Here is a 12,819-nt window from a genome sequence, read left to right as displayed (position 1 = left end):
GCCCGCCTACATCCGCGTGCCGTACACCTGTCCGCGACCCTGCTGCTCCTCGGCCTCGCCACCGAGCGGGATGCCGGTGCGGTCGCGGAGGAGCAGTGTCGCCGCGAATGCGATGACGATCATGCCCGCGATGTAGAACGCGACGCTCGTCGCCGAGCCGGTGAGCTGCACGAGCCAGGTCGCGATCGTGGGCGCGAACGCACCGCCGAGGATCGCACCGATCGCGTACGTGACCGAGACGCCGGTGTACCGGATTGACGCTGGGAACAGTTCGGCGAAGTACGCCGCCTGGGGCCCGTAGGTGAAGCCGTTGCCGATCGTGAACAGCGCCAGTCCGAGGAACAGGAGGACCGGGTTGCCCGTGTTCACCAGGGGGAAGAGGACGAACACGGTGGCGAGGAAGGCGATCCAGCCGATGATGTACGTGTTGCGCCGCCCGATGCGGTCGGACAGCGAGCCGGCGAACCAGGTGACGATCAGCCAGACCACCGCCGAGCCGGTGACCGCGAGGAGGACCGGGGTGCGTTCCATCCCGACGAGTCCGCCGTCGGCGAGGGGCGTGGTCGCGTAGTTCTGGATGTACCCGCCGGTGGTCATGTACCCGGCGGCGTTGTTGCCCGCGAAGGTGAGGGCGGCGAGCAGGACGAGCAGCCAGTGGTGACGGAACAGCTCGACGATCGGGACGCGGCGGCGCTCCTTGTTCCGCGCGAGGGCGACGAAGACGGGGCTCTCGTCGACCTTGCGACGCACGACGTAGCCGACGATGATCAGCACGAAGCTCAGCAGGAACGGGATCCGCCAGCCCCACTCGAGGAACGCGGCACCGGGCGAGATCACACCGGTCATGAGCGCGAGCATGCCGGAGGCGAGCAGCAGCCCGATGGGCACGCCGATCTGCGGGAACGCGCCGAACCGCCCACGCCGGCCGGTGGGTGCGTGCTCGACGGCCATGAGGACCGCGCCACCCCACTCGCCACCGGTGGACAGCCCCTGGAGGATGCGGAGGAAGACGAGCAGTGCCGGCGCGAGGATGCCGATCTGGTCGTAGGTGGGCAACAGACCGATCAGCGTCGTGGCCGCGCCCATGAGGAAGAGCGTGATGACGAGCATGCGCTTGCGCCCGATGCGGTCGCCGAAGTGCCCGGCGACGAACGCCCCGAGTGGGCGGAACAGGAAGCTGACGCCGACGGTCGCGAACGACAGCAGCAGCGCCGCCTGCGGACCGGCCGGTTGGAAGAAGAGCTGCGAGAAGACGAGTCCAGCGGCACTCGCGTAGAGGAAGAAGTCGTACCACTCGACCGTGGTGCCGATGACGGTGGCGAAGGCCACCCGGCGGAGTTCCGCGGGCGTCGTCGCCCGCGCCAGAGATGCGGTTGTCATTGTCTCGAGACCCCTTTGTCCGTCGCGACCCACCGTTGGGCCACCAGAATGTACACCACATCGTATACAATCGTGGGGAACGCGCAAGAGGCAGTCGATGACGACGCACCGTATCGTGATCGCAGACCGCAGTCGACGCAGATGAGGACGGGACCGATGCACGATCACGAACGCCGGGCGATCGCCGCCGAGCTGGCTACCGCCCACGACGAGCGGAGCATCATCCCGCTCCTCACCGCCCGCCACCCCGACATGGGGATCGAGGACTCCTACGCCGTCCAGGCACTCTGGGCCGAGAGCCGGATCGCCGCGGGACACCACGTCGTCGGCCACAAGATCGGCCTCACTTCCAAGGCGATGCAGCAGGCCACCGGGATCACCGAGCCCGACTACGGCGTGATCTTCGACGACCAGGTGTTCGACTCCGGCGCCACCCTCGACTTCGACGCCTACTCGAACGTGCGGGTGGAGGTCGAACTCGCCTTCATCCTCGGCCGCCCACTCCAGGGCCCCGGCTGCTCCATCTTCGAGGTGCTCGACGCGACCGACTACGTCGTGCCGGCGCTCGAGGTCCTCAACTCCCACATCGAATTGGAAGGCCGCACGATCGTCGACACGATCGCCGACAACGCGGCACTCGGGGCGATGGTGCTCGGGGGCACTCCCGTCCGACCCGACGCGATCGACCCCCGCTGGGTGTCCGCGCTCCTCTATCGCAACCAGACGATCGAGGAGTCGGGTGTCGCTGGAGCCGTCCTGGGGCACCCTGCGCTCGGCGTCTCGTGGCTGGTGGGCAAGCTCGCCCAGCACGGCGGCAGCCTCGCAGCCGGGGAGATCATCCTCGCCGGGTCCTTCACGAGACCGATGTGGGTCGAGCGCGGCGACACCGTGCACGCCGAGTACCAGGGACTGGGAGCCGTGACATGCCGATTCGAATGACCTTGCCGCCGACGTTCGGCGAGCGCCTGCGCACCGCCGACCGCCCCCTGGTGGGCATGTGGGTGGTGTCGGGGAGTCCGGTCGCCGCGGAGATCGCCGCGGGCAGCGGCCTCGACCTGCTCCTCATCGACGGCGAGCACTCCGCGAACACGCTCGAGAGCATCCAGCTGCAGCTGCAGCTCGTCGCGGCGTTCCCGGTGTGCCCGCTCGTGCGGGTGCCGTTCGGCGATCCCGTCGTGATCAAGCAGGTCCTCGACCTCGGAGCCCAGAACCTCATCGTGCCCATGGTCGAGTCCGCCGCTCAGGCCGCCGAGCTCGTCCGGGCGGTGCGCTACCCGCCACAGGGTGTCCGCGGGGTCGGCAGCGCCCTGGCCCGATCGTCCCGCTGGAACCGGGTGGACGACTACCTGTCGCTGGCGAACGGTTCGGTGTCGCTGACGGTGCAGATCGAGTCGGTGGACGCCGTCGAGCACGCGGACGAGATCCTCGCGGTGGATGGTGTCGACGCGGTGTTCGTCGGGCCGGCAGACCTCTCGGCCTCGATGGGCCTCCTCGGCCAGCAGGGCCACCCGACGGTGATCGCGGCCGTCGAGCGAGTGCTCGACGCCGCTGCCGCCGCGGGGAAGCCGGCCGGCGTGAACGCCTTCGACCCCGCCGTGGCAGAGCACTACCTCGATCACGGTGCGTCGTTCGTCCTCGTCGGGGCCGACGTCTCGCTGCTCGCGCGGGCCTCAGAGGGCCTGGCTGAGCGCTTCATCGACGGCCGTCGTGCCACTCCTCGCAGCGACGGTTACTGACCCTTCCGCAATCCAAGCGGATCGTATACGATTACATATACCAAGCTGAGGACAGACGATGACGAACCACGATGACGAGGGCGATCTCCGGATCGCTGCGGGCGGCAAGATCATCGCCGTGCACCTCAACTACCCCTCGCGGGCCGCCCAACGCGGACGCACCCCCGCGCACCCCTCGTACTTCCTCAAGCCCTGGTCCTCCGTCGCCCGCAGTGGCGCCACCATCGAGCGGCCGGCCGGCGCGGAACTCCTCGCCTTCGAGGGTGAGATCGCGATCATCATCGGCACCGCGGCCCGGCGCGTCACGGTCGACGACGCCTGGCAGCACGTGTCCGGCGTGACCGCTGCCGACGACTTCGGCCTCTACGACCTACGCACCGCCGACAAGGGCTCGAACCTCCGGTCCAAGGGCGGCGACGGCTACACGCCCCTCGGCCCGGCCGTCATCCCCGCCGACCGCATCGACCCCGCGGCCCTCCGCGTCCGCACCTGGGTCAACGGCGCGCTCGTCCAAGAGGACACGAGCAGCACCCTCCTCTTCCCCTTCGCCCAGCTCATCGCCGACCTCTCGCAGTTGACGACGCTCGAACCCGGCGACGTGATCCTCACGGGCACGCCGGCCGGTTCCTCCGTCGTCGTCCCCGGCGACGTCGTCGAGGTCGAGGTCGATGCCCCGACCGCTCCCGGCGCGCCGACGAGCGGCCGACTCGTGACCACCGTCGTCGAAGGCACCGTGCCCTTCGGCGACGTCGGCTCGAAGCCGGCCGTCGACGACCGGCAGCGCGTCGAGGCCTGGGGCGACGCCGAGCTGGCGGGCGGGCCCTTCGACAAGCTCAGGGACCAGAACGCGCTCGGGGACCAGGGAGCGCTCGGGGACCAGGGGGCCACCTCCCGGGTGGCCGAACCGCTCGACCCTGCGGTAGCCGAGCAGCTCGCCTCGGTCTCGACCGCGACGCTCAGCGCCAAGCTCCGCGCACGCGGCTACACCGAGGTCTTCGTGGAGGGCGTGCACGCCTCACGTCCCGGGACGCGCATGGTCGGTGTCGCCCGCACGCTCCGCTTCGTCGCCCACCGGCCCGACCTCTTCGCCGAACGCGGCAACGGCTTCAACGCGCAGAAGCGCCTCTTCGACACGGTCGAGTCGGGCGAGGTCATCGTCATCGAGGCACGAGGCGAACGCGGGACCGGCACCGTCGGCGACGTCCTCGCCCTGCGCGCCCAGCAGCGCGGTGCGGCCGGGGTGGTCACCGACGGCGGGATCCGCGACGCCGAACAGGTCGCAGGCTTCACGCTCCCGACCTTCTCGCAGGGCCCGCACCCCTCCGTCCTCGGGCGTCGGCACGTGCCGTGGGAGATCGACGTCGCCATCACCTGCGGCGGCGCGACCGTCCTGCCGGGCGACGTGATCGTCGGCGACGGTGACGGGGTCATCGCGATCCCCCGGGCGCTCGCCGCCGAGGTCGCCGCCGAGGCCGTCACGCAGGAGGCCGAGGACGCCTGGATCGCCGAGCAGGTCCTCCAGGGCGCCGCGGTCGACGGCCTCTTCCCCCTGAACGCCGAGTGGCGCGCACGATATGAGAGCGAGCAGGGCCGATGACCGCCGAGCGACCCACCCTGAGCAAGTCCGAGCGGGCCTACCGCTTCATCCGCGAGGGCATCGACGAGGGTCGGTTCGTCCCCGGGTACCGTTTGGTGCTCGGGCAGATCGCCGGCGAGCTCGACATCAGCGTCGTCCCCGTGCGCGAGGCGATCCGCCGCCTCGAGGCGGAGGGGCTCGTCACCTTCGAGCGGAACGTCGGCGCGCAGGTCGCGCTGCTGCAGGAGACCGAGTACCTCTTCACCATGCAGACACTCGCGCTCGTCGAGGGCGCGGCGACGTCGATGAGTGCCGCCTACCTCACCGAGGACCACCTGGCCCGCGCCCACGAGATCAACGAGCGCATGCGCCGCACCCTCGAAGACTTCGACCCGCACGCGTTCACCGCACTCAACCTCGAGTTCCACGCCGTGCTCTTCGAGGAGTGCCCGAACCCCCACGTGCTCGACCTCGTGCACCGCGGTTGGAGCCGTCTCAACGCGCTCCGCGATTCGACGTTCAGCTTCGTGCCCGGCCGCGCGCGGGAGTCCGTCGCGGAACACGACGGCATCCTCGAGCTCATCGTCGCGGGAGCGCAGCCGCTCGAGATCGAGATCGCCGCGCGCGACCACCGCACGGCGACCCTCGACGCGATGCTCGCCTACCAGGCCGACCACAAGCCGCCGAGCGCGGCACCGTTGTCGTCATCGTCGTCATCCACCACCCACCGGAGGAACCACTCATGACCCAGCACGTTCCGGCAGCGCTGCCCGACCGTATCCGGCACTTCATCGACGGCGAGTTCGTCGACTCGGTCGACGGCGACACCTTCGACGTCCTCGACCCGGTGTCGAACGAGACCTACGTGCAGGCCGCTGCGGGCAAGCAGGCCGACATCGACCTCGCCGTCGCGGCCGCCAAGCGCGCCTTCGACGAAGGCCCATGGCCGAAGCTCCTCCCCCGCGAGCGGAGCCGCATCCTGCACCGCGTCGCCGACGCCGTCGAAGCCCAGGACGCCCGACTCGCGGAGCTGGAGAGCTTCGACACCGGCCTGCCGATCACGCAGGCACTCGGGCAGGCGAAGCGGGCCGCCGAGAACTTCCGGTTCTTCGCGGACCTGATCGTCGCCCAGCACGACGACACCTACAAGGTGCCCGGTCGCCAGGTGAACTACGTGAACCGCAAGCCGATCGGCGTCGCCGGGCTCATCACCCCGTGGAACACGCCGTTCATGCTCGAGAGCTGGAAACTCGCCCCTGCGCTCGCGACGGGCAACACGGTCGTGCTGAAGCCGGCCGAGTTCACGCCGCTGTCGGCCAGCCTCTGGGCGGACATCTTCCGTGGAGCCGGCGTGCCCGACGGCGTGTTCAATCTGGTGAACGGCCTCGGTGAGGACGCGGGCGACGCACTCGTGAAGCACCCGGACGTGCCGCTCATCTCCTTCACCGGCGAGAGCAGCACCGGTCAGCTCATCTTCGCGAACGCCGCACCCTTCCTGAAGGGGCTGTCGATGGAGCTCGGCGGCAAGTCGCCGGCGGTCGTGTTCGCCGACGCGGACCTCGACGACGCGATCGACGCGACCGTGTTCGGCGTCTTCTCCCTGAACGGCGAGCGCTGCACGGCGGGCAGCCGCATCCTCGTCGAGCGCAGTGTGTACGACGACTTCGTCGAGCGCTACGCGGAGCGGGCTCGCAACATCGTCGTCGGACACCCGAACGACCCAGCCACCGAGGTCGGTGCCCTCGTGCACCCGGAGCACTACGAGAAGGTCATGGGCTACGTGGAGATCGGCAAGGGCGAGGCCCGCCTCGTCGCCGGTGGCGGGCGGCCGGAGGGCTTCCCGACCGGCAACTACGTCGCACCCACCGTGTTCGCCGACGTCGCCCCCACCGCACGGATCTTCCAGGAGGAGATCTTCGGCCCGGTCGTGGCGATCACGCCGTTCGACTCCGACGAGGAGGCGCTCACGCTCGCGAACGACACGAAGTACGGGCTGGCGGCCTACATCTGGACGAACGACCTGAAGCGTGCGCACACCTTCTCGCAGAACGTGCAGGCCGGGATGGTGTGGCTGAACTCGAACAACGTCCGCGACCTGCGGACCCCGTTCGGCGGCGTGAAGGCGTCGGGGCTGGGGCACGAGGGCGGCTACCGCTCCATCGACTTCTACACCGACCAGCAGGCGGTCCACATCACCCTCAACCAGGCGCACTCCCCGCGCTTCGGCACGGGCGGGCCGCTGCAGCCCGCGCACTGACGCGCCACCCGCGACACCCCTCTCCCATCAGACATCACGCAAGGACGCATCCATGTCGAACCCCATCACCCCTGCCGGCCCCGAGCCCGTCGTGACCGACACCGACCCGATCCCCGCGCCCGGGAACCGGATCCCGACGCCCACCGCCACGCCACCGGACATCCTGCGGTGCGCGTACATGGAGATCGTCGTGACGGACCTCGCGGCGAGCCGGAAGTTCTACGTCGAGGTCCTCGACCTCGTGGTGACGGAGGAGGACGAGCACACGGTCTACCTGCGGAGTTTCGAGGAGTTCATCCACCACAACCTCGTGCTGCGGCAGGGTCCGGTGGCGGCCGTCGCGGCCTTCAGCTACCGGTTGCGGAGCCCGGAGGACCTCGATCGCGCGGTCGCGTTCTACACGGAGCTCGGCTGCCGCGTGGAGCGTCGTGCGGAGGGGTACGTGAGGGGGATCGGCGACTCGGTGCGGGTCGAGGATCCGCTCGGGTTCCCCATCGAGTTCTTCTACGACGTCGAGCACGTCGAGCGTCTGGCATGGCGGTACGAGCTGTACACGCCGGGTGCACTCGTGCGGCTCGACCACTTCAACCAGGTGACGCCGGACGTGCCCCGCGCGGTCGCCCACATGGAGGACCTCGGGTTCCGGGTGACGGAGGACATCCAGGACGAGGCCGGCACCACGTACGCCGCGTGGATGCGGCGGAAGCCGACCGTGCACGACACGGCGATGACGGGTGGCGACGGCCCGCGCATGCACCACGTGGCGTTCGCGACGCACGAGAAGCACAACATCATCGCGATCTGCGACAAGCTCGGCGCCCTGCGCATGTCGGACGTCATCGAGCGTGGGCCTGGTCGTCATGGGGTGTCGAATGCGTTCTACCTGTACATCCGCGACCCCGACGGCCACCGCATCGAGATCTACACGCAGGACTACTACACGGGCGACCCTGACAACCCGGTGGTCACGTGGGACGTGCACGACAACCAGCGTCGCGACTGGTGGGGCAACGCCGTCGTGCCGAGCTGGTACACGGACGCCTCGCTCGTGCTCGACCTCGACGGTGAGCCGAAGCCGGTCCTCTCCCGCACCGACGACTCTGAGCTCGAGGTCACCATCGGTGCCGACGGCTTCTCCTACACCCGCAAGGGCGACGAGGCGCAGGGCTTCAAGCTCGGCAACACGCTCTAGGGCGCGTTTCGTTCGCCCATCTTTGGGCGAACGAACGCCGCTTCGCCCAAAGATGGGCGAATGAACGGGGACTTCCCCTCCCTATGCTGGCCTGATGACGAACCCGGTCGCCTTGGAGAGTTTCACGGGATCCGCACCCGATGCCGTGTGGGACGACGTCACCGCACTGTTCGTGGAGGCGTTCACGGCCGAGCCCTACCTCGAGGACGCGCTCGACCTCGGGACCATCCGCCAGTGGGGTCCCGAACACCTCGGGCACCGTGGTGGGCGGCTCGTCACCGCGTCCACCGATGGACGCCTCGTGGGCTTCGCGCTCGCACACGGGCTCGACGCCGACCCTGCCTGGCTCGGCATCCTCGCGCAGCTCGCCGAGGGAAGCGATGCTGCGGGCGCAGCGCTCGCCCAGCCTGACGACGCGGTCGTCGTCCACGAGCTCGCTGTCACGGCGTCCGAACGCGGACGCGGCATCGGGCGCACCTGCCTCGCCGCGCTGCTGCAGGATCGCACGGAGTCACAGACCTTCATCGGCGTCTACGAGCGCGCGACCGCGGTCGCCGCGATGTACCGCCACTGGGGACTCGATGAGATCGGTCGGGTGCCGATGCCCGGCGATGCGATCGCGCTCCGGGTCCTCACGGCGCCCACCGCCGAGTTGGCGGCGGAGCTCAGCGTTCCGGACCCGGAGGTGGGCGGATGACCCGGCGGACCCTCTGGCTCACCCGCTGGGAGTGGGGCTGCTGCGGCGGCCCCCTGGCGACCGGGCAGCAGGCGACCCTGTCCGTCTGGCCCGTCGACGACGGACAGCGGACCTGGCTGATCGATGAGATCGGGGCCGATCTCGCGGCGCGGATCGACGGTGTCGAGAGGCACCACGAGGAGGAACCCGCTCCGGAGCGCTTGACGGGCACGCTGTCGAGGCTGTCGACGGTGTCCGTGCTCTCGCGCCTCATCCACAGCGAACGCCCTCCGCTGCCACTCGGAGCTCTGCCTGCGGCGAGACGCCTCGTGGGGCCTCCGGGCAGCGGCGAATACATCGGCGTACCGCACTCCCCGTTCGTGACGCACCACGAGACCGTGCCAGGGCCGCCCGTCGTGCAGGAGACGCCGCGGATCCCACCCGGGCGCGGGGCCGACCGCGCCGACGCCCGGTCGGCATCACGCGCCCGGTCAGCAGCACGAGCAGCGGCACACGCGGCCGCGGACGCGGAAGCCGAAGCACATGCAGCGCGCGGGACCGTCCCACCACCGGGTGAGGTCGAGCCCCGACTGGTCGGCTATCTCGTCGAGCTCGACGTCGACGAAGTCTGACGCTGGCGCGAAGCTAGCGCTTCCGCGAACCTGGCCCGCGCGCTTCAGCCCGCGCGCCCGAGGCTGCGCAGCGTCGCATCGATCAGGCGCTCGGCTCGTGACGGCGTCATCCGGTCGGACTGCTCCGCGGCACGCGCCACGGCGATGCCGTCGAGGACGGCCAGGAGAAGTGCCGCGTCGTCGTCGGTGAGGACAGCGTCGGGGAAGGCAGCGACGAGGAGGCGCAGCAGCACGTCTTCGGTGCGCGCCCAGTCCTCGGTGTGGATCGCCCGGATGTCGGCATCGGTGCTCGCGCGCGACGCGAACGCCACCCACACGATCCCGTCCGTGAGGTCCGCGCCCTCGATGCACGCGATCTCACGGCAGAAGACGCGGAGCCGCTCCTCGTCCGAGGTGACGGCCTCGAGACGCCCGGCTACCCGGGCCCGGAACCGCTCGTTCACCTCGGTCATCGCCGCGACGAGCAGGCGGTCCTTCGTCGCGAAATGATGCTGGACGGCACCCACGGAGACACCGGCCTCGCTCGCGACGGTGCGGATCGTCAGCGCGTCGGCGCCTTGCGACGACATGATCCGGAGGAGGGCGTCGACGATCCGAGCCCGACTGCCACCCTCGTCCGCCACCGTCTCCGCCTTCACTTGGTCCACTGGACAGGGTACGGTCTTCCCGTGACCAATACGAGCGTATTGCCGCCGTCGTCCCGACCCTCCGGACGCATCGCTGCCCTCGACGTCGTCCGCGGACTCGCGATCCTCGGCACGCTCGGGACGAACATCTGGGTCTTCTCGCACCCCTGGGGCCTGCTCGGCATGCTCGCCGCCCCGGTCACACCGGAGACCGGGCCCGCCGCCGAGGTGACCCAGCTCGCGCTGATGGCGCTCACCCAGGGCAAGTTCCTCGCCCTGCTCACCCTCATGTTCGGCGTCGGTCTCGTCATCCAGCACGACGCCGCCCGGCGCCGCGAACGCCGTTGGCCCGGCCGCTACCTCTGGCGGGCGACCCTGCTGCTCATCGACGGTGCGGTGAACTACGTCCTCATCGCGGAGTTCGACGTCCTCATGGGCTACGCGATCACCGGCGCGATCGTCGCCTGGCTCCTCCTCACGAGACCGAGGACGCAGCGGGTCATGATCGTCGTCTTCGGCACGCTCCACGTCCTCCTCATCACCGCGATCGTCGCGTTCATCGCCACGACACCGTCGGCGTCCGGTGATCTCGAGCTCCCAGCGGGGCCGAGCCCGTACGCCACCGACTCCTTCCTCGGATTGGCGGCTTTCCGCCTCGACAACCTCGCCGTGTTCCGTGCGGAACCGGTCCTCATCGGCTTCCTCACCCTGGCGATGTTCCTCGCCGGCGCGCACCTCTTCCGCGCCGGCGTCTTCGGTGAGACCGGTGGTCCGCTCCGACGCCGACTCATGATCATCGGCGCCTGCGCCCTGCCGGTCGACCTCGTGCTCGGCATCGCCGGAGGCACCGCTGGGCTTCTCGCCGAGCGCTACCTCGCCGCTCCACTCGTCGCCCTCGGTGTCCTCGGGGCGACCGTCGAGCTGTGCCGGCGCTTCGGCACGGACGGATGGGTCGCACGACGCCTCCAGGAACTCGGCAAGGTCGCCCTGAGTGCGTACCTCCTGCAGAACCTCCTCGGTGGTGCGGTCTTCTATGGCTGGGGCTTCGGCCTCGCCGAGTTCACGGCCGAGTGGCGGGTCCCGGTCACGGTCGCCGCGTTCGTCGTGGTCGCCGCCCTCGTGACCGGCTTCGCCCACCTCTGGCTCCGTCGCTTCGCCCTCGGCCCCGTCGAGTGGCTCTGGAAACGCGGCGCCGAGCTCGGAACGAAACGCTCGGGCGACCGACCCTCGCTACGGTGAGACCATGACCACCGTGCACCTGACCGGCCAGTTGATCTGCGCGACACCGACCGAGGCGGCGACCGTCGAAGCGCATCTCGCGCAGCACCTCGCGCTCACTCGTGCCGAACCGGGCTGCGTGTCGTTCGAGGTGACGCGGTCGCACGACCCGCTCGTCTGGGACGTCGCCGAGGTCTTCGACGGCGACCAGGCGTTCGAAGCGCACCAGACGCGCGTCGCGTCGAGCGAGTGGGGCCGCGCGACCGCCGGCATCGAGCGCCGCTACCAGGTGACGCGGTCGCCAGCGGGTCAGAGCGTCATTGACGTCAGCGCCGACGAGCTCGCCGACCTCCGCCGCCGACTCCGCGACACCCGCTGGCCCGAACGGTGGCCGACGGAGGGCTGGGAGGCCGGCACCGACCAGGACGAGCTGCGGCGGCTCGTCACCTACTGGGCGGACGGCTTCGACTGGACGGCACAGCAGGCGGCGATCAACGCCCTGCCGTGGCACCGGGTCGAGATCGACGGGGCGGACATCAGCTACCTCCGGTTCGACGCCGAGGCTCCGGGTGGGATCCCCATCGTCCTCACGAACGGATGGCCGAGCACCGCCCTCGAACTCGTCGAACTCGCCAGGCGCCTCGCGACGCCGTCCCACTTCGGCGGCGATCCGGCGAGCGCCGTGACCGTCATCGTCCCCGCTCTGCCCGGGCTGCCGTTCTCGCCGCAGCGGCCGACCTTCGGCCAGCAGACTCATGAGCTGTGGCACACCCTGATGACGGAGCACCTCGGTTTCGCCCGGTACGCGGCGCACGGCGGTGACCTCGGGGCGGGGATCACCTCGCGTCTCGGGCAGGCCCACCCCGAGGCCGTCGCCGGCATCCACCTCCTCGCGGTCGCCGCACCGCGCGAGGTCGATGCCGAGACCCTCACCGCGGAGGAGCGGGCACACGTCGCCCGGGTGGAGGTCTGGGACGCCGAGGAGGGTGCGTACGAGCATCAGCACCACACGCGTCCGCTCACCCTGGCCCCGGCGCTGTCCGACTCCCCCGTCGGCCTGCTCTCGTGGATCCTCGAGAAGCACCGGGCCTGGAGCGACTGCGACGGCGACGTCTCGTCCCGCTTCAGCGACGACTACCTCGCGACGCTCGCCTCCGTCTACTGGTTCACGAACGCGATCGGTACCTCGCTCCGCCCGTACTACGAGTTCGCGACCGGGACCACGACGCGTATCGACCGGGTGGACGTGCCGACCGCGGTCGCGCTCTTCCCGCACGATCTGGCGAGCCCGCCGCGCAGCTGGGCAGAGCGGAGCTACGACGTGCGTCGGTACACGGTCCTGCCCCGCGGCGGTCACTTCGCGCCCCATGAAGAGCCCGAGCTCCTCGCGGACGACATCCGGGCGTTCCTGGCGACGCTGTAGCGCACGAAGGTGCGACAGGCGCTGTCACCGGTAGGCTGCCCCACATGTCTCCAGTTCGTGATTGATCGGCCCGTGCGTCGTTCCCGACGCCCGTCGTACCGAT

Annotated in this window: 12 protein-coding genes; 10 read left to right on the top strand and 2 right to left on the bottom strand. The window is 70.1% G+C overall.

Annotated elements, in window-relative coordinates; translation table 11 throughout:
- Positions 1–6: 6 nt before the first annotated feature.
- On the bottom strand, positions 7–1,380 hold the full coding sequence (locus tag ITJ57_RS03970) for an MFS transporter (protein WP_194668948.1): 1,374 nt from the start codon (positions 1,378–1,380) through the stop codon (positions 7–9).
- 156 nt (positions 1,381–1,536) lie between these two features.
- Here ITJ57_RS03970 and ITJ57_RS03965 point away from each other — a divergent pair, with 156 nt between their 5' ends.
- The 8 genes from ITJ57_RS03965 to ITJ57_RS03930 all read left to right on the top strand — a co-directional run bounded on the left by ITJ57_RS03965 (position 1,537) and on the right by ITJ57_RS03930 (position 9,449).
- Entirely contained in the window at positions 1,537–2,319 is a 783-nt protein-coding gene (locus ITJ57_RS03965) for a 2-keto-4-pentenoate hydratase (RefSeq protein ID WP_194668947.1), read from the top strand.
- Positions 2,304–3,116, top strand: coding sequence for an HpcH/HpaI aldolase/citrate lyase family protein (locus tag ITJ57_RS03960; protein WP_194668946.1), 813 nt, complete (start codon positions 2,304–2,306; stop codon positions 3,114–3,116). The genes ITJ57_RS03965 and ITJ57_RS03960 overlap by 16 nt, the downstream gene beginning before the upstream one ends.
- Positions 3,117–3,174: 58 nt before the next feature.
- Entirely contained in the window at positions 3,175–4,713 is a 1,539-nt protein-coding gene (locus tag ITJ57_RS03955; RefSeq protein ID WP_194668945.1) for a fumarylacetoacetate hydrolase family protein, read from the top strand.
- A complete protein-coding gene (locus tag ITJ57_RS03950; RefSeq protein WP_194668944.1) occupies positions 4,710–5,438 on the top strand; it encodes a GntR family transcriptional regulator in 729 nt (242 codons plus the stop codon). The genes ITJ57_RS03955 and ITJ57_RS03950 overlap by 4 nt, the downstream gene beginning before the upstream one ends.
- Entirely contained in the window at positions 5,435–6,949 is a 1,515-nt protein-coding gene (gene hpaE / locus ITJ57_RS03945) for a 5-carboxymethyl-2-hydroxymuconate semialdehyde dehydrogenase (protein ID WP_194668943.1), read from the top strand. Before ITJ57_RS03950 ends, hpaE begins: the two co-directional genes overlap by 4 nt.
- A 52-nt stretch (positions 6,950–7,001) precedes the next feature.
- The gene (gene hpaD, locus ITJ57_RS03940; RefSeq protein ID WP_194668942.1) at positions 7,002–8,141 is read left to right on the top strand and encodes a 3,4-dihydroxyphenylacetate 2,3-dioxygenase; all 1,140 of its coding nucleotides are present in this window, start codon (positions 7,002–7,004) and stop codon (positions 8,139–8,141) included.
- Between the two features lie 94 nt (positions 8,142–8,235).
- Positions 8,236–8,838 carry a GNAT family N-acetyltransferase gene (locus ITJ57_RS03935; protein ID WP_194668941.1) on the top strand — a complete coding sequence of 201 codons (603 nt, stop codon included), beginning with the start codon at positions 8,236–8,238 and terminating at the stop codon, positions 8,836–8,838.
- Positions 8,835–9,449, top strand: a complete 615-nt coding sequence (locus ITJ57_RS03930; protein WP_194668940.1) for a DUF6578 domain-containing protein — start codon at positions 8,835–8,837, stop codon at positions 9,447–9,449. The genes ITJ57_RS03935 and ITJ57_RS03930 overlap by 4 nt, the downstream gene beginning before the upstream one ends.
- A gap of 44 nt (positions 9,450–9,493) precedes the next feature.
- On the opposite strand, the gene ITJ57_RS03925 is transcribed toward ITJ57_RS03930, so the two are convergent.
- Positions 9,494–10,096 (bottom strand): TetR/AcrR family transcriptional regulator, encoded by a 603-nt coding sequence (locus ITJ57_RS03925; RefSeq protein ID WP_370582179.1) that lies wholly within the window; start codon positions 10,094–10,096, stop codon positions 9,494–9,496.
- 21 nt (positions 10,097–10,117) lie between these two features.
- Here ITJ57_RS03925 and ITJ57_RS03920 point away from each other — a divergent pair, with 21 nt between their 5' ends.
- On the top strand, positions 10,118–11,314 hold the full coding sequence (locus ITJ57_RS03920) for a DUF418 domain-containing protein (protein ID WP_370582178.1): 1,197 nt from the start codon (positions 10,118–10,120) through the stop codon (positions 11,312–11,314).
- Between the two features lie 4 nt (positions 11,315–11,318).
- Positions 11,319–12,716: an epoxide hydrolase N-terminal domain-containing protein gene (locus ITJ57_RS03915; RefSeq protein ID WP_194668938.1), complete on the top strand. Its 1,398-nt coding sequence runs from the start codon at positions 11,319–11,321 to the stop codon at positions 12,714–12,716.
- Positions 12,717–12,819: the final 103 nt, after the last annotated feature.

Origin of the sequence: Plantibacter sp. VKM Ac-2880 (assembly GCF_015351235.1) — a bacterium.
Taxonomy (GTDB): domain Bacteria; phylum Actinomycetota; class Actinomycetes; order Actinomycetales; family Microbacteriaceae; genus Plantibacter.
Note: the sequence above shows the minus strand (reverse complement) of the source record. Positions and strands in the feature narration are given on the sequence as shown.